Source organism: Kocuria sp. SL71 (assembly GCF_026672465.1).
GTDB classification, from domain to species: domain Bacteria; phylum Actinomycetota; class Actinomycetes; order Actinomycetales; family Micrococcaceae; genus Kocuria; species Kocuria palustris.
The window spans coordinates 755,301-780,791 of sequence record NZ_JAPPRE010000001.1; the positions used below are offsets into that span (position 1 = coordinate 755,301).

Annotated in this window: 18 protein-coding genes and 2 pseudogenes; 16 read left to right on the forward strand and 4 right to left on the reverse strand. The window is 70.7% G+C overall.

Going from position 1 to position 25,491, the window contains the following annotated elements:
• Window positions 1-87 precede the first annotated feature (87 nt).
• From thrS to OVA15_RS03565, 4 genes are all read left to right on the forward strand, one after another.
• Window positions 88-2,244 carry a threonine--tRNA ligase gene (gene thrS, locus OVA15_RS03550; protein ID WP_268143122.1) on the forward strand — a complete coding sequence of 719 codons (2,157 nt, stop codon included), beginning with the start codon at window positions 88-90 and terminating at the stop codon, window positions 2,242-2,244.
• Window positions 2,241-2,876, forward strand: a complete 636-nt coding sequence (locus OVA15_RS03555; protein ID WP_268143125.1) for an HIT family protein — start codon at window positions 2,241-2,243, stop codon at window positions 2,874-2,876. The genes thrS and OVA15_RS03555 overlap by 4 nt, the downstream gene beginning before the upstream one ends.
• A 44-nt stretch (window positions 2,877-2,920) precedes the next feature.
• Complete coding sequence (locus OVA15_RS03560; RefSeq protein WP_268145594.1) at window positions 2,921-4,105, forward strand: multidrug effflux MFS transporter; 1,185 nt, start codon at window positions 2,921-2,923, stop codon at window positions 4,103-4,105.
• 131 nt (window positions 4,106-4,236) lie between these two features.
• Window positions 4,237-4,827 carry a hypothetical protein gene (locus OVA15_RS03565; protein ID WP_053447300.1) on the forward strand — a complete coding sequence of 197 codons (591 nt, stop codon included), beginning with the start codon at window positions 4,237-4,239 and terminating at the stop codon, window positions 4,825-4,827.
• Window positions 4,828-4,922: 95 nt separating this feature from the next.
• On the opposite strand, the gene OVA15_RS03570 is transcribed toward OVA15_RS03565, so the two are convergent.
• Window positions 4,923-5,540, reverse strand: a complete 618-nt coding sequence (locus OVA15_RS03570) for an AAA family ATPase (RefSeq protein WP_200904767.1) — start codon at window positions 5,538-5,540, stop codon at window positions 4,923-4,925.
• A gap of 239 nt (window positions 5,541-5,779) precedes the next feature.
• Between OVA15_RS03570 and OVA15_RS03575 the strand changes: the two genes are divergently transcribed.
• From OVA15_RS03575 to OVA15_RS03625, 11 genes and pseudogenes are all read left to right on the forward strand, one after another.
• A complete protein-coding gene (locus OVA15_RS03575) occupies window positions 5,780-7,204 on the forward strand; it encodes an FAD-binding oxidoreductase (protein WP_259869564.1) in 1,425 nt (474 codons plus the stop codon).
• Between the two features lie 56 nt (window positions 7,205-7,260).
• Window positions 7,261-8,571, forward strand: a complete 1,311-nt coding sequence (locus OVA15_RS03580; RefSeq protein WP_040560230.1) for a Mur ligase family protein — start codon at window positions 7,261-7,263, stop codon at window positions 8,569-8,571.
• Window positions 8,572-8,583: 12 nt separating this feature from the next.
• The gene (locus OVA15_RS03585; protein WP_259869560.1) at window positions 8,584-9,357 is read left to right on the forward strand and encodes a type 1 glutamine amidotransferase; all 774 of its coding nucleotides are present in this window, start codon (window positions 8,584-8,586) and stop codon (window positions 9,355-9,357) included.
• Between the two features lie 175 nt (window positions 9,358-9,532).
• Entirely contained in the window at window positions 9,533-10,294 is a 762-nt protein-coding gene (locus tag OVA15_RS03590) for a YebC/PmpR family DNA-binding transcriptional regulator (protein ID WP_006213310.1), read from the forward strand.
• Between the two features lie 32 nt (window positions 10,295-10,326).
• Window positions 10,327-10,986, forward strand: a complete 660-nt coding sequence (gene ruvC / locus OVA15_RS03595; RefSeq protein WP_024290552.1) for a crossover junction endodeoxyribonuclease RuvC — start codon at window positions 10,327-10,329, stop codon at window positions 10,984-10,986.
• Window positions 10,987-11,142: 156 nt separating this feature from the next.
• Window positions 11,143-11,718: pseudogene (ruvA, locus tag OVA15_RS03600) on the forward strand (Holliday junction branch migration protein RuvA); the annotation flags it as partial.
• A gap of 90 nt (window positions 11,719-11,808) precedes the next feature.
• Entirely contained in the window at window positions 11,809-12,888 is a 1,080-nt protein-coding gene (gene ruvB, locus OVA15_RS03605) for a Holliday junction branch migration DNA helicase RuvB (protein ID WP_006213307.1), read from the forward strand.
• A 197-nt stretch (window positions 12,889-13,085) separates the two neighbouring features.
• The gene (locus tag OVA15_RS03610; RefSeq protein ID WP_006213306.1) at window positions 13,086-13,529 is read left to right on the forward strand and encodes a preprotein translocase subunit YajC; all 444 of its coding nucleotides are present in this window, start codon (window positions 13,086-13,088) and stop codon (window positions 13,527-13,529) included.
• Window positions 13,530-13,680: 151 nt separating this feature from the next.
• Window positions 13,681-15,570, forward strand: a pseudogene (gene secD, locus OVA15_RS03615) (protein translocase subunit SecD); the annotation flags it as partial.
• A 271-nt stretch (window positions 15,571-15,841) separates the two neighbouring features.
• On the forward strand, window positions 15,842-16,939 hold the full coding sequence (gene secF, locus OVA15_RS03620; protein ID WP_024290548.1) for a protein translocase subunit SecF: 1,098 nt from the start codon (window positions 15,842-15,844) through the stop codon (window positions 16,937-16,939).
• A gap of 125 nt (window positions 16,940-17,064) precedes the next feature.
• On the forward strand, window positions 17,065-19,698 hold the full coding sequence (locus tag OVA15_RS03625; RefSeq protein WP_268143133.1) for a RelA/SpoT family protein: 2,634 nt from the start codon (window positions 17,065-17,067) through the stop codon (window positions 19,696-19,698).
• Window positions 19,699-19,768: 70 nt separating this feature from the next.
• Here the strand turns inward: OVA15_RS03625 and OVA15_RS03630 are convergent, their stop codons facing one another.
• Complete coding sequence (locus OVA15_RS03630) at window positions 19,769-20,452, reverse strand: hypothetical protein (protein WP_268143135.1); 684 nt, start codon at window positions 20,450-20,452, stop codon at window positions 19,769-19,771.
• Window positions 20,453-20,634: 182 nt separating this feature from the next.
• Window positions 20,635-22,443 (reverse strand): DUF349 domain-containing protein, encoded by a 1,809-nt coding sequence (locus OVA15_RS03635; RefSeq protein WP_268143138.1) that lies wholly within the window; start codon window positions 22,441-22,443, stop codon window positions 20,635-20,637.
• A gap of 245 nt (window positions 22,444-22,688) precedes the next feature.
• Between OVA15_RS03635 and hisS the strand changes: the two genes are divergently transcribed.
• A complete protein-coding gene (hisS, locus tag OVA15_RS03640) occupies window positions 22,689-24,047 on the forward strand; it encodes a histidine--tRNA ligase (protein WP_268143140.1) in 1,359 nt (452 codons plus the stop codon).
• On the opposite strand, the gene OVA15_RS03645 is transcribed toward hisS, so the two are convergent.
• Window positions 24,031-25,374 carry an APC family permease gene (locus tag OVA15_RS03645; protein ID WP_268143142.1) on the reverse strand — a complete coding sequence of 448 codons (1,344 nt, stop codon included), beginning with the start codon at window positions 25,372-25,374 and terminating at the stop codon, window positions 24,031-24,033. The two genes, hisS and OVA15_RS03645, sit on opposite strands and share 17 nt — an antisense overlap.
• Window positions 25,375-25,491 lie beyond the last annotated feature (117 nt).

The following is a 25,491-nucleotide window of genomic DNA, read 5'->3' on the forward strand; positions in this document are numbered from 1 at the left end:
TGCGGCGTCGCACCGCGCCGGTAGCATGGCCTGGTCGCGCGGCCCCTGTACGGCCGCGTCCCCCGAACCGAAAGGCTGCAGCAGCTCATGAGCGAGTCCGTGTCCCCGAACCCCTCCGCGCAGGATCCCAGCGTCGGCGGGATTACCGTCACCGTGGACGGACAGCAGCAGCAGGTCGCGACCGGGACCACCGCCGCTGATCTCTACCAGGGCCAGCGGGAGGTCGTCGTCGCCCGGATCGACGGCACGCTGCGCGATCTTGCCACCCCCCTGGCCGACGGGCAGTCGATCGAGCGCGTGCTGATCTCGGACCCGGAGGGCCTGGAGGTCCTGCGCCACTCGACCGCCCACGTGATGGCCCAGGCGGTGCAGGAGCTCAAGCAGGAGGCCAAGCTCGGCATCGGCCCCTACATCACGGACGGGTTCTACTTCGACTTCGACGTCGACGAGGCCTTCACCCCGGAGGATCTCAAGGCGCTGGAGAAGCGCATGCAGAAGATCGTGAACTCCACGCAGAGCTTCCGCCGGCGCTCCGTGACCCACGATGAGGCCGTCGCGGAGATGGCCGATGAGCCCTACAAGCTCGAGCTGATCGGGCTGGCCCAGGGCCCCGGCTCCGGCGCGGAGGTCGCCGCCACGGAGGGCGCCTCGCAGGAGGTGGCCGCCGGCGAGCTGACCATCTACGACAACGTCGACCGCAAGTCCGGCGAGATCGTCTGGAAGGACCTGTGCCGCGGGCCCCACCTGCCGGACACCAAGCTGATCGGCAACGGCTTCGCCCTGATGCGCTCGGCTGCCGCCTACTGGCGCGGCTCGGAGAAGAACAAGCAGCTGCAGCGCATCTACGGCACCGCCTGGCCCACCAAGGACGAGCTCAAGGCGTACAAGGATCGCCTCGCCGAGGCCGAGCGCCGCGATCACCGCAAGCTGGGCTCCGAGCTGGACCTGTTCTCCTTCCCGGACGAGATCGGCTCCGGCCTGGCCGTGTTCCACCCCAAGGGCGGTCTGATCCGCATGGAGATGGAGAACCTCTCGCGCGAGCAGCACGTCAAGCACGGCTACTCGTTCGTGAACACGCCGCACATCACCAAGTCCACGCTGTACGAGATCTCCGGGCACCTGGGCTTCTACAAGGACGGCATGTTCCCGCCCATGCAGATGGACGAGGAGCGCGATGCCGCAGGCAATGTCACCAAGCAGGGCCAGGACTACTACCTGAAGCCCATGAACTGCCCCATGCACAACCTGATCTTCCGCCAGCGCGGCCGCTCCTACCGCGACCTGCCGCTGCGGCTGTTCGAGTTCGGCACGGTGTACCGCAACGAGAAGTCCGGCGTGATCCACGGCCTGACCCGCGCCCGCGGCTTCACGCAGGACGACGCCCACATCTACTGCACGCGCGAGCAGATGCGCGATGAGATCGCCACCACGCTGGACTTCGTGCTGGACCTGCTGAAGGCCTACGGCCTCGATGACTTCTACCTCGAGCTGTCCACGCGGGACCCGGAGAAGTCGATCGGCGACGACGCCGCCTGGGAGGAGGCCACCGCCACGCTGGAGGAGGTCGCCACCGCCTCGGGCCTGGAGCTCGTGCCGGACCCGGAGGGCGCTGCGTTCTACGGCCCCAAGATCTCGGTCCAGGCTCGCGACGCCATCGGGCGCACCTGGCAGATGTCCACGATCCAGCTGGACTTCTTCATGCCCGAGCGCTTCGACCTCGAGTACGCGGCCGCCGACGGCTCCCGTCAGCGCCCCGTCATGATCCACCGCGCGCTGTTCGGCTCGATCGAGCGCTTCTTCGGCGTGCTGACCGAGCACTACGCAGGCGCCTTCCCGGCCTGGCTGGCGCCCGAGCAGGTCCGTGCCATCCCGGTGGCCGAGGCCTTCGACGACTACCTGGGCGATGTCGTGGCGAAGCTGCGCACCGCCGGGGTGCGCGCCGAGCTCGACTCCTCCTCGGACCGGTTCCCCAAGAAGATCCGCACCGCGTCCAAGGACAAGGTGCCGTTCGTGCTGATCGCCGGCGGCGACGACTCCGATGCCGGTGCCGTCTCCTTCCGCTTCCGTGACGGCTCGCAGGAGAACGGCGTGCCGGTCGAGGAGGCCGTCGCCCGGATCGCCGCGCACGTGAGCAACCGCGTGAACGACGACCCCGTCCCCTCAGCCGCCGCAGGCGATGAGACGGTCGGGCAGGCCCCCGGCGTGGACGCCGATGCGCCGGGGTCGCAGGGCGCGCAGTCATGAGCACGGGGGAGCAGGACGCGCGCGTGGGCCAGCACCACTGGGTGCGCCAGGACGACTTCGAGATCCCCGGTGTGCCGGATTCGTTCCAGCGCCTGTGGACCCCGCATCGGCTGGCCTACGTGCGCAGCGAGGACACCTCGGTCGAGACGGTGCCGGGCTGCCCGTTCTGCACGGGACCCGAGCGCCGGGACGACGAATCCCTGATCGTCTTCCGCGGCGCGCACTGCTTCGTGATCCTCAACCTGTTCCCCTACAACCCGGGCCACCTGCTGGTGTGCCCGTACCGTCACGTGGCCGAGCTGACTGATCTGTCGGACGATGAGCTCACCGAGCTCATGCGCCTGACCCGCGACGCCGTCGTGGCGGTGGGCGAGGCCTCCCACCCGAACGCCTTCAACACGGGGCTGAATCTGGGCCAGGCGGCTGGCGGTTCGCTGTCGGACCACCTGCACATGCATGTGGTGCCGCGGTGGATCGGGGACTCCAACTTCCTGCCCGTGACCGCGCACACCAAAGCGATCATGGACACGCTGGGCGGGACCTGGACCGACATCCGGGAGCACTGGCCGGGGCCGGATTCGGCGGCGGAATCGGCTGCTCAGGGGCCCACCGGGTCGTCCGAGGAGAACTGATCACCCCGGCCCCGCCCGCGCAGGGGCAGCGCTCGGCCGTCGCGCTGATCCTGACGCTGGCGCTGCTGTCGGCGGTCTCGCCGCTGGCCACCGACGTCTACCTGCCGTCGTTCCCGGAGATGACGCGGGAGCTGGCCACCACGGGCTCGGCCGTGCAGCTCACGCTGACCACGTTCATGATCGGGCTGGGGCTGGGCCAGCTCGTCATCGGCCCGCTGTCCGACGCCCTGGGGCGGCGCGGTCCGCTGCTGATCGGCACGGTCGTGTGCCTGCTGGCCGGCATCGTCTGCGCGCTGGCGCCGAGCATCGAGGTGCTGGTCATCGCCAGGTTCGTGCAGGGCTTCAGCGGTGCCGCCGGCGTCGTGATCGCCCGGGCGATCATCACGGACATCACGCGCGGGGCCACGACCGTGCGGCTGATGAACATCATGATGATCATCGGCGGTGTGATGCCGGTGATCGCGCCCATGGCGGGCGGGGCCATCCTGCAGGTCGCTGACTGGCGAGGCATCTTCTGGGTGATCACCGCGATCGTGACCGTCATGGTCGTCGGCATCCTGACCGTCGTCCCGGAGTCCCTGCCCGACGCGCGGCGCCAGGAGGGCGGTCTGCGGCGCATGGCATCCACCATCGACGCGGTGCTGCGCACGCCGGTCTACGCGGGCGGCGTGGTCGTCTCGGCCATGTCCTTCGCCACGCTGTTCGCCTATGTCTCGGCCTCGCCGTTCGTCATCCAGTCCATCCTGGGGCTGCCCACGATGGCGTACTCGCTGCTGTTCGGCCTCAACGCGCTGGGCATGACCTCCGGCAGCCTGATCTCGATCCGGCTGGCCGGGCGGGTGCCCGTGCAGCGCACCCTGGGCACGGCGCTGATCGCGCTCACGGCGGTCGCGGTGGCGCTGGTCGTCGTCGTGCTGATCGGGGTGCCCGCTGTGCCCACCCTTGCGCTGCTGTTCTGCGCCACGACCGCCATGGGCTTCATCCTGGGCAATGCCTCGGCGGTGACCATGCAGGCGGTGCCCGAGACCTCCGGCACCGGCTCGGCGCTGATGGGGGCGCTGCGGTTCGGAATGGGTGCGCTCGTCTCCCCGATCGTGGGCATGGCCGGCGAGACCGACGCCCGCCCGATGGCGTTCACGATGGCCGTGTGCGCGTCCATCGCGCTGGCTGCGTTCCTGATGATCCGGCGCCGTGCAGCCTCGGCTGACGACACAGTCGGGAGCAGCTGAGCCACAGAACCAGTGCTCTGCGGTGGCCCGAGATCCGTTCCCCTTGTGTCGTCTGACCTCTCGTGTCTGCTGGAGCCACCCTCGAGCTGGGCCTTTTCGCCACGGCGTCGTGGGAGTGAGAGGAGCCCCGAATGCACGAGTCGGACCATCCCGAGCTTCACGCCTGGGTGGACGAGAGCATGCGACAGCACGCTGTGCCTGATCCCATGTATCTGCTCGGTGCAGTCGTCTCCGAGCCGGCTCGCTGCTCCGGGACGAGACACCAGCTGCGGACCGTCCTCCCGAAAGGAGCTCCGAAGCTCCACTGGCATGAGCTGAGCCCACGGAAGAAGACTGAAGTCACAGCAGTGGTGGCCTCTGCCGAAGGCGAGCATCTCGTGGTCGTGGCGACTGCGCTGAACCTGCGTAAGCAGGAGCGGGCGAGAGCGGAGTGCCTCAAGCGTCTGCTCTGGGAACTAGGTCAGCGCCATGTCAGCCTCGTGCACCTGGAGTCGAGGACTCCGTCGCTCAACAGACGCGACATGGACCTGATTCTTCGTCTGCGTGGCCAGAGAGCGATCCCTGCGGGCATCAGGGTGGAGATCGAGCTGCCCTCGATCGAGCCGATGCTGTGGGTCCCCGATCAGGTCTTGGGCGCGGTCGGTGATGCCGAGACGGGCGACAGGAGATGGCTCGACCAATTTCAGGGAGCCGTCCAGATCATTCGCATCGTGCTGCAGTAGACAATAGGCAGCGCGAAGGCCAGGTCCCGTCAGCGCGGGGATCCTGGCCTCTACTTCTCACCCACCCGCAGGAGGGGAGCTACCTTCAGTAAACCTCACGGGCGCATCCTCTGTCCAGGCCCAGCCGAGGGCGGACTCGCTTCATGCTGCATGCACCGGTCGTCGATGCAGGAACCGCGCCTCGCCGGATGCTCCTTCATCGTCTGGTGCGCCACGGCCAGGGCTCTGAGCCACTGTCCGGCTTCTCGAGGATGGCCCAGACGCACAGTGGTCAATGACGGGAAATGGTCTTCCACGGTGGGAATGATCGGCTTGAGCTCGTTCCTGGTTCGCCAGCCCCACCGCATGATGTGCTCCTCATCGGTGAAGAAGGTACGCAGCGGGGGCTCCTGGTTCCCGTTCCACAGCTCCTGCCGCAGCAGGCGTCGGCGCAGGGTGCGGCGCATCAGCCGAGTCATCTGCACCGAGGTCGGGTAGTCCAGCCAGAGCAGGGTGTCGGCGCGCTCCAGGAGCAGGGGCCGGACCTCGCGGTATTGCAGCTCGATGACCCACTGGGGTCCGGAGGTGTACCGCTCTACGTCGGCGACGAACGACTCGCGGCGTGTCCACTTGGGACCGTGGTGCAGGCTGTCGATCTCCACCCGCGGGTATCCCATCAGCTCTGCGATCCGGTTGCAGAGCGTGGTCTTTCCGGTCCCGCTGCCGCCGGCCACGGTGATCCTCTGGGGCATTCCGGTGAGGGAGGCATCTGCGGTGAGCACGCAGATCAGCCTAGGTGTCGTGGCGTGTCATGGCACCTGAGTCTTCAGGCCCCGCCGCCGCTGGTATGACCGCCTGACGCATCCAACTCTCGCCCATGCGCCGCCCGGGTGTGCCTAGGCTCGTGTCACACCGCATCGCGACAGGACCGCTCCTGCTGCCCGCTGCGGCCCACGACCCGAGGAGACGTCCGATGTCCGCGAATCACGGCACCACGACTGCGCTCAAGCACCTGAAGGCGCAGCTGGGGGCGCGGCTGAGCACCGACCCCGCTGAGCTCGAGCCGCTGCGGGAGGACCGCTCGGGGCACCGAAGCCCGGGCGCCCCTCTGGCGCTGATCCGCGCCGGAAGCATCGAGGACGTCCAGCTCGTGTGCCGCACTGCCTCCGAGCACGGCATCCCGGTGGTCACCCGCGGCGCGGGCACCGGCCTGGCCGGCGGGGCGTGCGCCGGTCCCGGCGAGCTCGTGCTGTCCACGCAGGACCTGGATCAGGTGCACGAGATCTCGGTGCCGAATCGCCTGGCCGTCGTCGGGCCGGGGATCCTCAACGGCGCGCTGAACGCCCGACTGGCCGAGCACGGACTGTGGTGGGCCCCGGACCCCTCGAGCAAGGACATCTCCACGGTCGGCGGCAACATCGCCATGAACGCCGGCGGCCTGCTGTGCGCCAAGTACGGCGTCACCCGCGAGGCGGTGCTCGCGCTGACGGTCGTGCTCGCCGACGGCCGTCTGATCTCGGTGGGCCACCGCACCGTGAAGGGCGTGACCGGCTACGACCTCTGCGCGCTGATGATCGGCTCGGAGGGCACGCTGGGCGTGATCGTCGAGTGCACGCTGGCCCTGCGTCCCGTCGTGACCGGCCCGGGCCCCGTGGTCTCGGCGAGCTTCCCGAGCGTCATCGCAGCCTCGGCGGCCGCCTCCGCTGTCACGGCGGAGGGTCTCACCCCTGCGCTGCTCGAGCTGATGGACGGGCCCACCGTGGAGTGTGTCGAGCAGCGGCGCGGTCGGCGCATCGGCTCGGCGGGGTCGTCGTTCCTGCTGGCCCAGACCGACGGGCCGGAAGCCGACGAGGTCGCCGGGAGGATCGCGGCGATCTTCGAGGCCGCCGGCGGCGAGGTCCGCGCGGCCGAGGACGAGGCGGAGGCCGATGAGCTCATCGGTCTGCGACGCAGCGCGTTCCCGGCGCTGGAGGCGCGTGCGCAGCGGATGGCCCAGGAGGGCGGCTTCGCCGGCGGCGGCTCGATCCTGGTCGAGGACATCGCCGTGCCGCGCGACCGGCTGGCCGAGGCCTTCGAGCGGATCCGCGAGATCGAGCTGCGTCACGGGATCCTCATCCCCACGACCACCCACGCCGGCGACGGCAACCTGCACCCGATCTTCCTGGTCGGCGACGACGAGGTCCCCGAGCGGATCTGGGAGGCCGCCGGAGAGGTCTTCCGGATCGCCCTGGAGCTGGGCGGCACGCTGTCGGGGGAGCATGGCATCGGCCTGCTCAAGCGGCGCTGGCTCGGAGATGAGCTCGGAGAGGATCAGCTGGACCTCCAGGCGCAGATCCGCGCGGTGTTCGATCCGCAGGGGATCCTCAATCCCGGCAAGGTCTTCGCACGGGAGCACTGAACCTGGCGGCGAGCCCCGGCCCTGCCGTCGCTGAGTCGTCAGGGCGACGAACTAGGATGTCCGCCATGTCCAGACCACTTGTGAGGCTCCTCGGCCAGGGCGTGCGCGCCGCCACCAAGCTGCGCGGAGGAGGCTCGGCGTTCCCCGGGCTGGTGATGGAGAAGCTGCACCCGGACTTCGTGGCCGAGCAGCTGGCCCGGCTGCCCCAGGGCGTCGTGGTGATCTCCGGGACCAACGGCAAGACGACCACCACCAAGATGGCCGTCCAGCTGCTCGAGTCCCAGGGCCTGCGCGTGTTCACCAACCGCACCGGCTCGAACTTCGTGCGCGGGGTGGCGGCCTCCCTGCTGGAGGAGATCTCCCTGACCGGCAGGCTGGACGCGGACATCGCCGTGCTGGAGCTCGACGAGGCCCACGCGGTCCACTTCGTGAAGCTCGTCCAGCCCCGGTTCGCACTGCTGCTCAATGTCATGCGAGATCAGCTCGACCGCTTCGGCGAGATCGACACCACCCGCCGCATGCTCTCCCAGATCGCGGCGGCCACCACCGAGGCCGTGGTCCTCAACCGCGAGGACCCGCGCATTGCCTCTCTGGCCGATGACGTCCGCCCCGGGACCGCGGTGCACTGGTACGGGCTGTCGGAGAAGCTGCGGCCCATGTTCCCGTCAGACGACGACATGCGCGGCGCCGACGGCCCCGAGGCTCCGGTGCCGTCGCAGGAGGCCAAGCCGGAGGCGATCGTGCAGCTCGAGGACTTCGAGGCCACCGACGTCACGTTCTCCGTGCGCGGGGAGCCGGCGCAGGCGGAGGTCCATCTCTACGGCGTCTACAACGTCTACAACGCCGCGGCCGCCCTGGCGCTGGCGCTGACCGTCTCGCAGGAGCGCAGCGGCCTGTCCGCCGCGCTGCCGTCGCTGCTGGGGGAGCTGTCCCGCGTGACCCCGGCCTTCGGACGCGGCGAGACGATCATGGTCGACGGCACCCCGCTGCAGCTGCTGCTCGTGAAGAACCCCGCGGGCTTCCGCCTGTCGCTGGCCTCCGCCGCACCGGAGTCCTACGCGACCATGATCTCCATCAACGACGAATACGCCGACGGTCGCGACGTCTCCTGGCTGTGGGACGTCGAGTTCGAGTCCCTGCGCGGCGGGGGAGTGGACATGGTCACCGGCACGCGCGCCTGGGACATGGCTCTGCGCCTGGACTACGACCAGGTGCAGGTCGGCGCCGTCGAGCCGGACATCGCCCGAGCGCTCACGGAGTTCATCGCCTCCGCCGACGGACGCCCCATGCGCGTCTTCTGCACCTATACGTCCATGCTCACGCTGCGCCGCGAGCTGCGCGCCGTGGCCGTCGTGCCCGAGATCTGAGAGAGGACCGCGATGACCACTGCGACTCCCAACCTCCCCGCCGCAGGAGCCGAGCCCGAGCTCGGCGGGCAGGGCGAGATCCACCTCGTGCAGCTCTATCCGCGCGACATGAACATCTACGGCGACTGGGGCAACACGCTGACGCTCAAGCGCCGTCTCGAGCGCCGCGGCTACAGCGTGCGCGTCACCGACTACAACCCCGGCGACTCCTTCCCCGGCGACGGCGACATCTTCGTGGGCGGCGGCGGCCAGGACTCCGGGCAGTTCCGCGTCATGGAGGATCTGCAGCGGATCAAGCCGCTGCTGCTCGAGCTGGTGCAGGACGGCGCGCCCATGCTCGCCATCTGCGGGCTCTACCAGCTCTTCGGCCATCGCTTCCGCACGATCGGCGGCGAGACGCTGACGGGTGTGGGGATCTTCGACCTCGAGACCGTCGGCGGCCCGGAGCGGCTGATCGGCAACATCGTCACCGAGTCCCCTCGCCACGGCACGGTGATCGGCTACGAGAACCACTCCGGGCTGACCCACCTGGGCGCGGGCCAGGAGCCGTTCGGTCGCGTGATCTCCGGTGCGGGCAACGACGGCCAGGACGGCACGGAGGGCGCGGTGACCCGCGAGGTCATCGGCACCTATCTGCACGGCTCCCTGCTGCCCAAGAACCCGGCGGTGGCCGATCACCTCATCGCCACGGCGGTGCGGCGACGCTATGCGCACGAGACCCTCGAGCCGCTGAACGATCTGCTGGCGGAGAAGGCGCGGGAGGTCGCGGCCTCCCGTCCGCGCTGAGCCCGGGACCCGTCGCCTACAATCGACCAGCAGACTTCCCAGCGCAGCGTCATGCGCCGCGGTGGTGCGCCGCATGGCCCCTCCGGCCGTGACCGGCACCCCCGACGCACGCGCTGCCAGCCGCCGCCGGGAGGAGCCCGGCGCTGCGGCACCGACACGAACCAGGAGGCAAGCCATGTCCGGTCACTCCAAGTGGGCCACGACCAAGCACAAGAAGGCCGCCATCGACGCCAAGCGCGCCAAGGCCTTCGCCAAGTACATCAAGGGCATCGAGGTCGCCGCGCGCCAGGGCGGCGCCGACACCGCGGGCAACCCGGCGCTGGATCTGGCCGTGTCCAAGGCCAAGAAGAACTCGGTGCCCAACGACAACATCGACCGCGCCATCAAGCGCGGCGCCGGCCTGACCGGCGAGGTCATCGAGTACTCGGAGATCTTCTACGAGGCCCGCGGCCCCCAGGGGTCGGCGCTGTACATCGAGTGCCTGACCGACAACAAGAACCGCGCGGCCTCCGAGGTCCGCGTGGCCGTGACTCGCAACGGCGGCACTATGGCCGATCCGGGCTCGGTCACCTTCATGTTCGAGCGCAAGGGCGTGGCCGAGGTCGCCAAGGCCGACGGCGTCACCGAGGACGACGTCATGATGGCCGTGCTGGACGCCGGGGCGGAGGAGGTCATCGAGGACCAGGACGTCTTCGAGGTCATCTCCGAGGCCACCGACCTGCCCCAGATCCGCACGGCTCTGGACGAGGCGGAGCTGGAGTACAACAACGACGACCCCCAGTTCCGCCCGAACATGAAGGTCGAGCTCGACGCCGACGCCGCGCGCAAGTTCCTGCGCCTGGCCGATGCGATCGAGGAGCTCGACGACGTCCAGAACGTCTACTCCAACGTGGAGATCACCCCCGAGGTCGCCGCCCAGCTCGAGGACGAGGACTGAGCCAGGCTCCGGCACCCGCCCGACGTCCCGCCATGGGCTCCGCGGCCAGGGCGCAGGCCCCCGAGCAGGTCATCCTGGGCGTCGATCCCGGGCTGACCCGCTGCGGGTTCGGGATCGTGCGCATGCGCGCCGACCGCCGCGCCGAATGGGTCCACCACGAGGTCCAGGGCACAGGCGCCGACGAGCCCCTGGAGCAGCGGATCCTGCGCATCGCCCAGGCGGCCGATCAGCTGCTCGAGCGCTTCGCCCCGGATGCTATGGCGATCGAGCGCGTGTTCGCGCAGAACAACGCCCCCACCGTGGTCGGCACCGCCCAGGCCTCGGGCGTGGTGATCGCCGCCGCAGCCGCTCGCGGGGTCCCCGTCGCCTGGCACACCCCGTCCGAGGTCAAGGCCGCGGTCACCGGCGACGGCTCGGCCGAGAAGGCCGCCGTGACCAAGATGATCGCGCGCATCCTCCGCCTCGAGCAGCTGCCGCGTCCGGCCGACGCCGCCGATGCCCTGGCGATCGCGGTCTGCCACGGCTGGCGCTCCGGTGTGGGCGCGGGCCTGGACGCCCAGGCGGGCACTACGACCACGCACCAGGGCGCCCGCACGGGACTGCAGCGCGCGACCCAGGAGCGCGGCACCGCCCTGACACCCGCTCAGCGCGCCTGGCAGGCCGCGGAGCAGAAGGCTCGGCGCGGCCGCTGAGGGACCGCATCGTCCTCGGGTGCGGGCCCTCGTCCCGGGCGAGGGCCTGCGCTGTGTGGTCGTCGCGGCTTGGTAGGGTGAGCGAGGCATCGTACTGATGTTCGAATGGCTGTCCGATTCGCGGGCGGCTCCCCGCATCGAGGAGAGGGTGTTCCCATGATCGCGTCCGTGCGCGGCGAGGTGCTGCACAAGGGGCTGAGCACGGCCGTCGTCGACGTCATGGGGCTGGGCCTCGAGCTGCAGGCCACCCCGCAGACTCTCTCCGGGCTGCACGAGGGCCGCGAGGCCCGGCTGGCCACCGCGTTCGTGGCGCGCAAGGACGACTCCCCGCTGCTGTTCGGCTTCGCGGACGCGGAGGAGAAGGAGATCTTCGAGACCATGCTGGGCGTCTCCGGCATCGGTCCGCGCACCGCACTGGCAGTGCTGGCCGCGCTGGGCACGCAGGAGGTCCGCACGGCCATCGCCCAGGGCGACCCCAAGCCGTTCACCACCGTCTCCGGGATCGGGCCCAAGGGCGCCAAGCGCATCGTGCTCGAGCTCGCGGACAAGCTCGTTCCCGCCGATCCGGCACCGGCCTCGGCCCCGCAGGCGGCGCAGATCCCGCTGTGGCGCACCCAGGTCACGGAGGCCCTCACGGGTCTGGGCTGGAACGAGAAGGACGCCTCGGCGGCCATCGACGACGCCCTGGTCGGTCGAGAGGAGCTCGCCGACTCCGGTGACGTCGCCCTGATCCTGCGCACCGTGCTCGCCTGGCTCGGCGCCCGGGCCTCGGCTCCTGCCGCCGGCCGGGGCTCGACTCGCACGGGGGGAGGGCCGCTGAGCATGGACGCACAGCACAGCGGGTCCGAGCGCCTGGTGGGCGGGGAGCCGGAGCTGGACGAGCGCGCCGTCGAATCGGCCCTGCGCCCCGAGTCCCTGGCGGACTTCGTGGGTCAGCCGCGTGTGCGCCAGCAGCTCTCCCTGGTCCTGGAGGCCTCCAGGCTGCGGGGCCGCAGCGCCGATCACGTGCTGCTGTCCGGACCTCCCGGTCTGGGCAAGACCACGCTGGCCATGATCATCGCCCAGGAGATGGGCGCTCCGCTGCGCATCTCCTCCGGGCCTGCCATCCAGCACTCCGGCGACCTGGCCGCGATCCTGTCCTCCCTGACTGAGGGCGAGGTCCTGTTCCTCGACGAGATCCACCGCATGTCCCGGCCCGCCGAGGAGATGCTCTACATGGCCATGGAGGACTTCCGGGTCGACATCGTGGTGGGCAAGGGCGCCGGGGCCACCTCCATCCCGCTGGACCTGCCTCCGTTCACCCTGGTCGGTGCCACCACGCGCGCCGGGCTGCTGCCGGGACCGCTGCGCGATCGCTTCGGCTTCACCGGGCACCTCGAGTTCTACAGCGACCACGAGCTCGTCTCCGTGCTGCGCCGCTCCGCCGGGCTGCTGGACCTGCGCCTGTCCACGGAGGGCTTCGAGGAGGTCGCCACCCGCTCCCGCGGCACTCCGCGCATCGCCAACCGCCTGCTGCGCCGCGTGCGCGACTGGGCGCTGGTCCACGGGGTGGACAGCATCGACGCCCGCGCCTGCTCCGCCGCCCTGGAGATGTACGAGGTCGACTCGCGGGGCCTGGACCGCCTGGACCGCTCGGTGCTCGAGGCGCTGGTCCGCCACTTCGGCGGCGGACCGGTGGGGCTGTCCACCCTGGCGATTGCCGTGGGGGAGGAATCGGAGACCGTCGAGGAGGTCGCCGAGCCGTACCTGGTCCGCGAGGGCCTGCTGGCGCGGACCCCGCGAGGACGCATCGCCATGCCCGCGGCTTGGGAGCACCTGGGACTGGTACCGCCCGAGCACGCAGCCTTCCGGGACACTGCGGTGCGCCAGGCCCTCGGCGACCAGGACCCCCCGCAGCAGTAGCCCTCCGGACGGCGACCGGCTGCGATCCGGCGCCTGGGAGCCCGCTGACCGGGCCCTGCGCGGCCGCGTCCCCTACCATGGACGGGAATCCTCGCCGCCGCCGCGCTGCCCCACGTGCTTGTCCAGGGGCGGAGTCCCGGTCGCGGCACCGACCACCACGCGATGCGCAGAAGCGCATCGCAGGATCAGGAGTCTGCATGACACCCGTCGTCACCGAATCGCTGTCCGCCGCCGGAGCCGCTGGAGGCGGCGGCTCCTCCATGCTGCTCTTCGGCTTCATGCTGCTGCTGATCATCGGCATGTTCTGGTTCTCCAGCCGCACCCGCAAGAAGCAGCAGGAGAAGCTGAAGTCGCAGCAGCGCGCCATGGAGCCCGGCATGGAGGTCATGACGAGCTACGGCCTCTACGGCCGCCTGGTCTCCAAGGACGAGGACGCCGTCAAGGCCGTCATCGAGATCGCCCCGGGCACCCAGGTCACCGTGCACCTGCAGACCCTCACCAACGTGGTCGAGCGTGACACCCCCGCTGCCGGCGGCACGGATGCCGCAGGCTCCACCGCAGCCGGGGACGCCTCCGCTGACGAGACCCCAGCCGGCGACCCCACGGATCCCCGCGATCCGGGAGCCGACTCCTCCCGCTGATCAGCCAGCACCCGCGCCTCGGCCCCCTCGGCCGGGGCGCTCGTGCGTGTTGCGGCACCTGAGACCGCCTCCTCGGGTCCACCCGCGCCCGCCCGGCCCACGTGTGCCGCGCTTCACAGCCCCCTCGAACCCCGCAAGGATCTGCGCCCCGATGTCGACATCGCCAGAAGATCGCTCGTCCGCGAGCACCCCCGGCCGCGAGCCGGGGGACCGGAAGAAGAAGCCGCGCCGCAGCGAGCAGGAGACGACGGCCCAGCGGGCGCAGCGTCGTCAGCTCGGCGGCACCGAGCTGCACCGGGCGGTGAGAACTGCTCGAGGCTCGCTCGTGGGCATGTTCGTGCTGCTGGTCGCCATGCTCGGCGTGCTGGGCTGGGGCGCAGGTCAGGGCCACACCGGCTGGGGGCCGCGCCTGGCGCTGGACCTCGAGGGCGGCACGCAGATGATCCTGACCCCTGAGCTGACCGGTCAGCAGGAGGGCGAGGAGATATCCCAGGAGCAGCTCGACCAGGCGGTGGAGATCATCCGCCAGCGCGTTGACGGCTCCGGCGTCTCGGAGGCCGAGGTCTCCACCCAGGGCGGCGAGAACATCGTCGTGTCCATGCCGGGCACGCCCGATCAGGAGACCCGGGACCTGATCCAGACCTCGGCGCAGATGAGCTTCCGACCCGTGCTGATGGTCGGCCCCGCCGAGGCCACTCCGGAGGGCGAGCGCACCCCCGAGGACGAGCAGGTCGAGCCGGACGGCGAGCCCACGGACTCGTCGGACCCCAACTGGGTCGACGGCGATCTGATGGCCAAGTACGAGGCAACGGACTGCACGCAGCCGCAGACCCCCGAGCAGCGCGCCGCCCAGGACCCGGAGGCGGCCATCGTCGCCTGCGATCCCAGCGGCGGCGGCAAGTACATCCTCGGCCCGATCGAGCTCGAGGGCACCGATATCTCGGACTCGTCGTACGGCATGGCCCAGGGTGCCAACGGGACGACCACCGGCCAGTACGCCGTGAACATCCAGTTCAACGAGGAAGGCACCCAGACCTTCAAGGAGCTCTCCGAGCGCCTGAACTCGATCGGTCAGACCAGCCCCGGGGACCCCCGCAGCCAGTTCGCGATCCTGCTGGACGGCGAGGTCATCTCCGCACCGTCCATGGACGCGGTCATCCCCGACGGCCAGGCGCAGATCACCGGCTCCTTCACGGAGGAGGACGCGCAGTTCCTCTCCGAGCAGCTGCGCTACGGCTCGCTGCCCGTGAGCTTCGAGATCTCCTCGGAGCAGCAGATCTCGGCCACCACGGGCGCCGATCAGCTGCGCTGGGGCGTCATCGCCGGGCTCATCGGCCTGGTCCTGGTGGCCGTCTACTGCCTGTTCCAGTACCGCCTGCTGGGCCTGGTGACCATCGCTTCGCTCGTGGTGCTGGGCGTGGCGTCCTGGCTGGCCATCGTGCTGCTGGGCTGGGGCATGAACTACCGCCTGTCGATGGCGGGCGTGGCCGGCCTGATCGTGTCGATCGGCATGGCCGCCGACTCCTTCATCGTCTACTTCGAGCGCATCCGCGATGAGATCCGCATCGGGCGCACGATCCCAGCGGCCATCGATCACGGCTGGAAGCGCGCGCGTCAGACCGTGATCGCCTCCAAGTCCGTGAACCTGATCGCCTCGGTGGTGCTCTACTTCGTGGCCGTGGGCAACGTGCGCGGCTTCGCGTTCACTCTGGGTCTGACCGCAGTGATCGACCTGGTGGTCGTGTTCCTGTTCACCCATCCCGTCATGGTCCTGCTTTCGCGCACCCGCTTCTTCGCTCAGGGCCGCAAGGGCTCCGGGCTGGATCCCGAGTCCCTCGACGCCGTGCCGTTCTACCGCGGCGCCGGTCGCACCCGCACCCCGGACGACCTGGACCCGGCCGCCGGTGCCGTGGCGGAGGAGTCCGCCGTGCAGACCGCCCCGGCCGAGCAGGAGCTCGTGGGCGCGTCCTCGCCGCTCAGCTCCCGCACGGAGCACGCGGCCTCGACGGAGCCCGACGACGACAGCGCCCCCGAGAGCTCCGCGGCGCACAGTGCTGCAGAGACAGAGGACTCTCCCGGGCCCGCCAAGGCAGCGACCGAGGCTCAGAGCACCGGCTCGAGCGCTGCTGCGGGCAGGCCCTCCCGCCGCAGCGCGGGGCCCCGGACGACGAGCGCGGTCTCACCGTGGCCGAGCGCCGCCGTCGGGCCCGGCGCGCGGCAGGCGAGTCATCGCCGTCGGACCCGCCGCCCCCGCAGGACCCGGAAGCGACCCGCCCGGCCTCCGACCGACGCACGAACGAGGAGGACGCCTGATGTCCCGCTTCTCAGACTTCGGCAACGACCTCTACAGCGGTCGTCGCTCCTTCGGCTTCGTGCCCCGCCGCGGGCTGTGGCTGGCCATCGCCGGCGTGCTCGTGGTCATCAGCCTGCTGATCCCCGTGGTCAAGGGCGGCTTCAACCTGGGCATCGACTTCACCGGCGGCTCCGAGTTCACGATCTCCTCGGTGGCCGACGACGATCCGCAGGTCGGCCAGCAGGCGCTGCAGGACACCGGAGCCACCGAGGAGGGCGAGGTCACCAATATCGCCCCGGGCACCATGCGCGCCCAGACCGAGCAGCTCGACGACGAGCAGACCCTGGAGGTCCGCGACGCCCTGGCCGAGGCCTATGACGTCCCGGCCGAGAACGTCACCTCGAACTTCGTGGGCCCCACCTGGGGCGCGGGGATCTCGCAGCAGATGCTGCGCGGCCTGGTGATCTTCCTGGTGCTCACCGCGGTCGTGATGGCCCTGTACTTCCGCACCTGGAAGATGTCCGTGGCCTCGATGGCAGGCGTGTTCGTCACGGTGGCACTCACCGTGGGCACCTACTCGCTCGTGGGCTTCGAGGTCACGCCCTCGGCCGTCATCGGCTTCCTGACCGTGCTGTCGTACTCGCTGTACGACACCGTGGTCGTCTTCGACAAGGTCCGCGAGAACACCAAGGGCCTGCTCGACGGCTCCGCGCCGGCCTCCCGCAGGCAGCGCGGGTTCCTGGGGCAGATCAACCTGGCGGCCAACCAGACGCTGGTGCGCTCGATCAACACCTCGATCGTGGGCCTGCTGCCCGTGGGCGCCATCCTGTTCATCGGTGCCGCGCTGCTGGGTGCCGGAACGCTCAAGGACCTGGCGCTGTCGCAGTTCGTGGGCATCATCTACGGCACGCTGGCCACGCTGTTCGTGGCCACGCCGCTGTATGCGGCGCTGCGCTCCCGCGAACCGGCCGTGCGCCGGATCGACGAGGCTGCCGAGGCCTCCGCCGGCCGCTCCGGTGCTTCGGGCGAGGACTCCGAGGTGCCGCTCGACGACGAGGCCGCGGGCAGCGTCACCGCAGGTGCGACCACGACCCGCGCCGGGGGCTCCACAGCCTGAGGATGCGGCCCGATGTGGTCTGGAGCATGTCCCGGTAGTCCTACAATTGCCGGATTGATCCACTTCGGGGATCGCGTGGAAGGGCCGGGCGCTGAACCTGGCCGGACCGAGAACAGGAGGCGGAGATGACCGAGGGCCGCAGGGGAGTCATCGACGACGGTCGGGGGCGGCCTCCGCGCGCGCCCGAACCCTCCGCCGAAGCCGTCGAGCCCGCCCAGGAGGGCGCCTCGGCGGAGACCTCGCCGCAGCCCTCCGCAGATCGCTCGCACGACAGCGCCTCGGCCGCGGCGGCCCCGGAAGCCTCGGAGACTCTCAGTGCCGCCTCGAAGGCGGCCGCCGACTCCGCCGCCGATGACCCGGACGAGGCCATCGAGCGCCGGTCCCGCCAGCTCGAGGCCGAGGAGGCCGAGCGTGCGGCGCGGCGTCGCACGGGCTCGAGCGCCGGGGGCACGCACTGGGTCGTGCCCGCCTCGCGCCCGGTCTTCGGCCGCGCGGTGTTCCCGGGGCGCTCGGAGCGCACCCGCTCCACGCTGTCGTACCTGTCGGGGGCCTCGATCTCGTCGTCCCCGCTGATCGAGCCGCTGCTGCGCACCGTGCGCGAGAACGCTCCCGACGAGGACCTGGCGGTCCTGCAGCGCGCGTTCTCCGTGGCCGATGAGCGCCACCAGGGGCAGAAGCGCAAGAGCGGCGACCCGTACATCACTCATCCGGTGGCCGTGACGACCATCCTGGCCGAGCTCGGCATGACCGGCCCGGTGCTGGTCGCCGCGCTGCTGCACGACACGGTCGAGGACACCGACTACACCCTCGAGGACCTCACCGAGGAGTTCGGCGAGGAGGTCGCGGCGCTCGTCGACGGCGTGACCAAGCTCGACAAGGTGCAGTACGGGGAGAACGCGCAGGCCGAGACCGTGCGCAAGATGATCGTGGCCATGGCCAAGGACATCCGCGTGCTGCTGATCAAGCTCGCCGACCGGCTGCACAACGCCCGCACGTGGCGCTTCGTGTCCCAGGAGTCCTCGGGGCGCAAGGCGCGCGAGACCCTGGAGATCTTCGCTCCGCTGGCTCACCGCCTGGGCCTGAACACGATCAAGTGGGAGCTGGAGGATCTGTCCTTCGCGGCGCTGTATCCCAAGATCTATGAGGAGATCGTGCGGATGGTGGGGGAGCGCCAGCCCCAGCGCGAGCGCAACCTGGCCCAGATCCGCTCCCTGGTGGCCGAGGACCTGGACAAGGCCGAGATCGAGGCCACGATCACGGGGCGCCCCAAGCACTACTACTCCATCTACCAGAAGATGGTCGTGCGGGGTAAGGACTTCGACGAGATCCAGGACCTGCTGGCCGTGCGCGTGCTCGTGGGCACGGTGCGCGAGTGCTATGCGGCCCTCGGTGCGCTGCATGCGCGGTGGCGGCCCCTGCCGGGGCGGTTCAAGGACTACATCGCCATGCCCAAGTTCAACATGTACCAGTCGCTGCACACCACGGTGCTGGGACCGAACGGGCGCCCGGTCGAGATCCAGATCCGCACCCACGACATGCACCAGCGCGCCGAGTACGGCGTGGCCGCGCACTGGAAGTACAAGGCCTCCGGCGCCGCCGACGGCCCCGCGGCCAAGGCGGACGCCGATGACATCGGCTGGCTGAAGTCCCTGGTGTCCTGGCAGGACGAGACGCGGGACTCGACCGAGTTCCTGGACTCGCTGCGCTACCAGATCGACACCAAGGAGGTCTTCGTCTTCACACCCAAGGGCGATGTCATGGCGCTGCCCGTGGGCTCCACCCCGGTGGACTTCGCCTACGCCGTGCACACGGAGGTCGGCGACAAGACCATCGGCGCGCGGGTCAACGGAAAGCTCGTGGCCCTGTCCTCCGAGCTGCAGCACGGCGACTGGGTCGAGGTGCTGACCTCCAAGTCGGAGGCGGCCGGGCCGTCGCAGGACTGGCTGAAGTTCGTCTCCTCGCCGCGGGCCCGGTCCAAGATCAAGCAGTGGTTCTCCAAGGAGCGCCGCGAGGAGGCCATCGAACGCGGCCAGGAGTCGCTGACCCGTGCGCTGCGCAAGCACCACCTGCCGCTGCAGCGCACGGTCACGCAGGAGGCCCTGGTCTCAGCGGCGCACACGCTGAACAAGTCGGACATCGCCGAGCTCTACGAGGCCATCGGCACCGACTCGGTCACGGCGCGGCAGGTCGTGGACCTGCTGGTGGAATCGGCCGGCGGCGAGGAGGGCTCGGCCGAGGAGATCGACGACACCTCCACGCCCATCCAGCCGGTGCGCTCCCGCGTGGTCGACTCCGGCGTGGCCGTAGACGGCGCCAGCGACGTCTACGTGAAGCTCGCCCGCTGCTGCACGCCGGTGCCCCCGGACGAGATCGTCGGCTTCGTGACCCGCGGGCAGGGCATCTCGGTGCACCGGGCCGACTGCTCGAACATCGCCGCGCAGAAGGAGCCAGAGCGCCTGGTCAAGGTCCACTGGGCCCCCACCCAGGCCTCGGTGTTCCTGGTCGAGATCCAGGTCGAGGCGCTGGACCGCAACTCGCTGCTCTCCGATGTCACCCGGGTGCTCTCGGAGAACCGCGTCAACATCCTCTCGGCCAACGTCTCCACCTCCACGCAGCGCGTGGCGATCTCCCGCTTCGCCTTCGAGATGGGCGATGCCCGCTACCTCAATCACGTGCTGAACCAGGTCCGCCGGATCGACGGCGTCTACGACGTCTATCGCACCTCCGGCCAGCGCAGGCTCTCCACCGCGGAGGCCTGAGCACTGAGCCGCGGCTTGCGCAGCTCGTGCCTGAGGGGTCTGTGCCGCGCATCTGCTGTCCCTCGGCAGCTCAGCGCGGCACGACCAGTCCGAGCCTCCGGCAGGCACTGCGCAGCGTGACCATTCCCCTGCGTCGATCCGGAAGCCGGGACCGCTGCCGCAGCAGGTCCGTGACCGCCTGCGGCTCCACACCCAGATGCGGGGCCTCCAGGAGCTGCTCCAGGGCGGGCACGGCGGTCGGGTCCTCCCAGCAGGCCAGATCCGCTGCGGTGCGCAGCGGCGTGGTGACCTGCAGACCGTGCAGCCGATCCACGTCCTGCGGCTCGTGGACCAGCTGTCGGACCTCCCAAGCGAGACCCTCCAGCTGAGGATCGACCGGGCGGGTGGTCGTGCGCCGCTGGCGATGGACCATCAGGTGCAGACGCTGCGGAGCCGGGCAGCAGGACAGGAACCAGGCGGCGGTCGTGCGGTGCAGCACCGCGTGCTCCAGCACTGCCTCCGGCACGACGGCACGGATCGCCCGGGCACGGTCGGCACGGGTCACCGGAAGCAGACGCGGGCTGCAGATCCCGCCCAGCAGCGGGACCGCCAGGTCGTCACGCTGCAGGGCCGAGCGCTCCAGAGCGGAGAGCTCTGCCCAGCGCGGTGCCTCATCGTCGGGGAGGGACAGAATGCCGCCGGCCGGTCCTGCGGCCGCCGGCGGCAGCGCGGTCGCAGCGTGGGCGTACCGCGGGTCGAGCAGAGGATGCGTCATGCCGGACAGTCCACACCGGATCGCGGCCCACCGAGCGGATGCTTTTCCGCCTGTGGATGGCTTCAGGGCAGAAGCGGGCGCGTTCGACGGCAGGGCCTTCCGAACATGCCGATGGCCCCGATGCTGGGACGGATCGGGGCCATCGGGCGGGCGCCTCAGCCGGCGCGGCAGAGGCGGTCAGCTCACAGCGAGGCGGCGGAGCGGCGGATCATCTCGAGCATCGACTGCGCGCTCTCGATCTCCTTGTCCAGCTTCTTGGCCTTGGCGGTGTCGCCGGCGGACGCTGCGGCCTCCTTCTTGGCCTGCAGATCCGCCAGCTTCTCCTCCGCCTGAGCGGTCATGGCGTTGGAGCGGACCTCGGTCTGCGAAGCGGCCTTGATGCGACCGCCGGAGTCGGCCTCGCGGACGGCGTCCTCGACCTCGCCGAGCTCGTTCTCGATGCGCTTGAAGTCGCCGCGCGGGACCTTGCCGATCTCCTCCCAGCGGGCCTGGATGGAGGACAGCTTCTTCTTGGCGGCCTTGGCGTCCGTGACCGGAAGCAGCTCGCGGGCCTCCTTGACGAGGGCCTCCTTCAGCTCGAGGTTGGCCGCGAACTCGCGGTCCACGGCCTTGTCGGCCTCCTTGCGGGCGTTGAAGAACACGTCCTGGGCTGCGCGGAAGCGGGCCCACAGGGCGTCGTCGTCCTTGCGCCCAGCGCGCGGGGCGGCCTTCCAGCGGTCCATCAGATCGCGATACTTGCCGGAGGTGGGGCCCCAGTCGGTCGAGGACTGCAGGGCCTCGGCCTCGGCGATCAGCTTCTGCTTGGTCTTCTTGGCCTCGGCGTTGCGCTCGTCGAGCTTGGAGAAGAACGCGCGACGGTGGCGGTCGAACGTGGTGCGAGCGCCGCGGAAGCGCTTCCACAGGGACTCCTCGTCCTTGCGGGAGAGGCGGTTGCCCGACTTCTGATGGGCCTGCCAGGCCTCGAAGAGCTCGTTCATGCGAGCGGTGGACTGCTTCCACTGCGTCTTCTCGGGCTCCTGCGCGGAGATCTGCTCGGCCTCCGCCACGATGGCCTCGCGGTGGGCCAGGTTCTCGGCGCGGGCGGCATCGGCGGCCTTGCGGTGCTCGGCCTCCAGCTCCTTGATGCGCGGGCGCAGCACCTCCAGGCGGGCCTCCAGAGCGCGGACGTCGCCGACGAGCTTGCGCTCGCCCAGCTGGGACTTCACGCGATCCAGGCTGCGGGTCAGGTCCCCGGCGGGAGCGCCGGCGGCCACGCGCTGCTCGAGCAGCTCGACCTGGGTGCGCGCCTCCAGGAACTTCTTGGCGAAGTACGCCAGCGCCTCGTCCTTCGGCACGTCCGGGACCTGTCCGGCCAGGACCTTCTCGCCGTCGATCAGCAGGTGCACGCTGCCGTCGTCGTCGACCTCGGCGAAGGCGCGGGCCTCCTCGAGCTGCTCGGGGGTCACGTCCGCGGACGGCGCGGGCGTAGACGGGGCCGGTGCGCTCGGGGCCGCCGGGGCCTGCGCGGCGGAAGCGGGCGTGGGCGCAGCAGGCGACGGGGCCGACGGGCGCGCGGCGGCCTCCTGAGCGGCGGCCTGCTCGGGAGCCTTCTCCGCCTCGGTGGGCTGCGGCTCGGCCGACGCTGCGGTCTCCTCGGCCGGGGACTCGGCCTCGGCGGCAGGGACGGTGGAGGCCGATGGCTCGCCGTCCTCGGCGGCACCGGCCTTCTCGATCACAGCCCGATCCGCGGCTTCTTTCTCCTCTGCGGCCGTGGCCTCCTCGACGGCGACGGCATCGGCGATCTCGCCGGCCACGTCCTCGCCGTCGGCCTGGGCCTGGGCCATGCGGGTCTGCTCCTCCTCGGCCAGCTGCGCCTCCGTGGTCTCGCCCGCGGGCGATTCCGCCTGGGCGGCGTCGGCATCAGCCGCGGCCTCGGCAGACGCGGAGTCGGGATCGGCGGCCGCTTCGGTCGCCGGGAGGAAGTTGTCGTCGGATTCGAGACGCTCAGTCACCGCTGGAACTCTTTCGCTCGTGCCGACCCGCGATCCCGGAGCTCGCTCCGGGGGCGCTCGGCAGCCTGTCGTGGCCCGGCGCTGGCTGCGCGCGGACGCTGCACGCGGCCCATCGTAGCCAGACTGGACGACGGCCCCCAGGAATCGGCGCTCCTCGGCCCCGGCATCCCACGGCGCCTAAGATGGTTCGGACGATCCCGTACTGTGTGCCCACCCCCTTCAGCATCCTCAGGAGACGACGCCCCATGGCCAGCAAGACCTCCCTCTCCGGCTTCCCCGAGTGGCTCCCGCAGGAGCGGCTCGTGGAGCTGCACGTGCTCGACACGCTGCGGGAGACCTTCGAGCTGCACGGATTCTCCTCGATCGAGACCCGCGCCGTGGAGACCGTGGATCAGCTGCTGCGCAAGGGTGAGATCGACAAGGAGGTCTACGGCGTCTCCCGTCTGCAGGAGGACGAGGACGGCGGTCCCAAGGAGGGCCAGCTCGCGCTGCACTTCGACCTCACCGTGCCGTTCGCCCGCTACGTCGTGGACAACGCCGGGCACCTGAACTTCCCGTTCCGCCGTTACCAGATCCAGAAGGTCTGGCGCGGCGAGCGCCCTCAGGAGGGCCGCGCCCGCGAGTTCACGCAGGCGGACATCGACGTCGTCGGCGACGGCGCACTGCCGTTCCGCTACGACGTCGAGATGGCCCTGGTGATCATCGACGCCCTGTCCAAGCTGCCCATCCCGGAGTTCGTGCTGCGGGTCAACAACCGCAAGCTCGCCGAGGGCTTCTACCGCGGCATCGGCCTCCACGACGCCCCTGCCGTCCTGCGCGAGATCGACAAGCTCGAGAAGATCGGCGCCCACGCCGTGGCGGCGAACCTCATCGAGAACGTGGGCGCCACGCAGGAGCAGGCCGATGCCGCGCTGAAGCTGGCGGGCATCCGCACCGAGGACGCCTCCTTCGTGGAGCAGGTCCGCGCCCTCGGCGTCCAGGACGAGCTGCTCGACGAGGGCCTGGCCGAGCTCGAGGAGGTCGTCGCCGAGGCCGTGCGCCGCGCTCCCGGCAAGCTCGTGGCTGACCTGTCGATCGCCCGCGGCCTGGACTACTACACCGGCACCGTCTACGAGACCGTGCTGGTCGGCCACGAGAAGCTCGGCTCGGTGTGCTCCGGCGGTCGCTACGAGTCGCTGGCCTCCTCCGGCAAGCGCACCTTCCCGGGCGTGGGGCTCTCGGTGGGTGTGACCCGCCTGGTCTCGCGCATCCTCTCGCAGGGCCTGGCCGAGGCCTCGCGCTCGGTGCCCACCGCTGTGCTGATCTCCCTGGTGGATGAGGACTCCTGGTCCGAGGCGCAGGACGTCGCCCAGCAGCTGCGTTCCCGCGGCATCCCCTGCGAGGTCTCGGCCTCGGCCGCCAAGTTCGGCAAGCAGATCCGCCACGCCGATCGCCGCGGGATCCCGTTCGTCTGGTTCTCGACCCGCGACGAGTCGGGCGCGGTGACCCACGAGGTCAAGGACATCCGCTCCGGCGAGCAGGTTCCGGCCGATCCGGCCTCCTGGATGCCCCCGACTGAGGACCTGCGCCCGTCGGTCGGCGCGCCGGTCAGCTCCGCCGATTGAGCACGATCGCCCGCCCCGCGAATCCCACGGCGAAGATCCCGATCATCACGGCCACGGACTGCCACGGCAGCGTGAAGGCCAGCAGAAGACAGCCGATCAGGCCCACGATGTTCAGGCCCCTGGGCGCCCAGCGCGGGCGCTCGTGCAGGGTCAGCGCCGAGAGGTTGGCCAGCGCGTAGTAGACGAGCACGCCGAAGGACGAGAAGCCGATCACGGTGTGCAGGTCGGTGAGGACGATCAGCGCGATCACGACCACGGCGGTGGTCAGCTCCGAGGCCCACGGCACCTGCCGTCCCGAGATGCGGGACAGGTACCCCGGCAGGTCGCGCTCTCGCGTCATCGCCAGGGTCGTGCGCGAGATCCCGGCGACCAGGGCCAGCAGGGCGCCCAGCGCCCCGGCCGCCGCCGCGACCGTCACCGCCGCGGACAGGGCCGTCGCCGCGCCGTCGCCGAGTCCCAGCCGGACGGAGATCTCCTGGGAGGCCGAGAGGAACGGGGCCGACGACGCCGCCAGCCCTCCTGCCCCCAGCAGCCCGAGCAGCAGGACAGCGAGCACCAGGTAGACCACGAGCACGAAGGCCAGCGCCCCCAGGATCGCCCGCGGGATGGTGCGCTGCGGGTCCCGGACCTCCTCGCCCATGGTGGCCACACGGGCGTAGCCGGCGAAGGCGAAGAACAGCAGACCCGCAGCGGGCAGCACGCCCAGGGCACCGCCCCCGCCTTCCTGCACCGAAGGACCCGCGCCGAACATCGTGCTCGCGCTCAGGGCGGCTGCGGCCAGACCCGCCACGACGGCCAGGATCAGCAGGACCACGGAGACCAGGATCCGCGTGAGCCCGGCGGTGCGGGTGATCCCGCCCAGATTGACACCGGTCAGCACCACGATCGCGGCCACCGCCAGGGCTCGGGCTGCGGCATCGGCGTCGTCGATCCCGAGCAGAGAGGCGGCGTAGAGGCCGAAGGCCATCGACATGCCGGCGGCCGAGGCGGTCTTGCCGGTCACGAAGCCCCAGCCGGCGGTGAAGCCCGCCCACTGCCCCAGCTGGCGGTTCGCATAGACGTAGGTGCCCCCGGAGCTCGGGTGGACCATGGCCAGCTGAGCCGTGGAGGTCGCATTGCACCAGGCCACGACGGCCGCCAGCAGCAGCGCGACCGGCAGCAGCGAGCCTGCGTGCGCGGCGGCCGGGGCGAAGGCCACGAAGACGCCCGCGCCGACCATCGATCCCACGCCGATGACGGCAGCGTCGGAGGTGCCCAGCCTGCGGGCGAGCTCGTCCGGATCGTGTGCGGGGGAGGCGGCGGGAGGCTGGGCGGGCGAGGCGTTCACGGATCTCCTGGGCGGCGCGGCGGTGGGGCCGGGTCCGTGGGGCGAGCGTCATCCCCGGCTTGTAGACTCGACGGCGGCGACGCTACAGATCCCCGGTGAACCCGGCATGAACGGGCC

What these genes read in the sequence shown, in the direction of transcription:
- thrS (WP_268143122.1), top strand. Translation starts at nt 88, where the DNA reads ATGAGCGAGTCCGTGTCCCCGAACCCCTCCGCGCAGGATCCCAGCGTC.
- OVA15_RS03555 (WP_268143125.1), top strand. Translation starts at nt 2,241, where the DNA reads ATGAGCACGGGGGAGCAGGACGCGCGCGTGGGCCAGCACCACTGGGTG.
- OVA15_RS03565 (WP_053447300.1), top strand. Translation starts at nt 4,237, where the DNA reads ATGCACGAGTCGGACCATCCCGAGCTTCACGCCTGGGTGGACGAGAGC.
- OVA15_RS03575 (WP_259869564.1), top strand. Translation starts at nt 5,780, where the DNA reads ATGTCCGCGAATCACGGCACCACGACTGCGCTCAAGCACCTGAAGGCG.
- OVA15_RS03580 (WP_040560230.1), top strand. Translation starts at nt 7,261, where the DNA reads ATGTCCGCCATGTCCAGACCACTTGTGAGGCTCCTCGGCCAGGGCGTG.
- OVA15_RS03585 (WP_259869560.1), top strand. Translation starts at nt 8,584, where the DNA reads ATGACCACTGCGACTCCCAACCTCCCCGCCGCAGGAGCCGAGCCCGAG.
- OVA15_RS03590 (WP_006213310.1), top strand. Translation starts at nt 9,533, where the DNA reads ATGTCCGGTCACTCCAAGTGGGCCACGACCAAGCACAAGAAGGCCGCC.
- ruvC (WP_024290552.1), top strand. Translation starts at nt 10,327, where the DNA reads ATGGGCTCCGCGGCCAGGGCGCAGGCCCCCGAGCAGGTCATCCTGGGC.
- ruvB (WP_006213307.1), top strand. Translation starts at nt 11,809, where the DNA reads ATGGACGCACAGCACAGCGGGTCCGAGCGCCTGGTGGGCGGGGAGCCG.
- OVA15_RS03610 (WP_006213306.1), top strand. Translation starts at nt 13,086, where the DNA reads ATGACACCCGTCGTCACCGAATCGCTGTCCGCCGCCGGAGCCGCTGGA.
- secF (WP_024290548.1), top strand. Translation starts at nt 15,842, where the DNA reads ATGTCCCGCTTCTCAGACTTCGGCAACGACCTCTACAGCGGTCGTCGC.
- OVA15_RS03625 (WP_268143133.1), top strand. Translation starts at nt 17,065, where the DNA reads ATGACCGAGGGCCGCAGGGGAGTCATCGACGACGGTCGGGGGCGGCCT.
- OVA15_RS03630 (WP_268143135.1), bottom strand. Translation starts at nt 20,452, where the DNA reads ATGACGCATCCTCTGCTCGACCCGCGGTACGCCCACGCTGCGACCGCG.
- hisS (WP_268143140.1), top strand. Translation starts at nt 22,689, where the DNA reads ATGGCCAGCAAGACCTCCCTCTCCGGCTTCCCCGAGTGGCTCCCGCAG.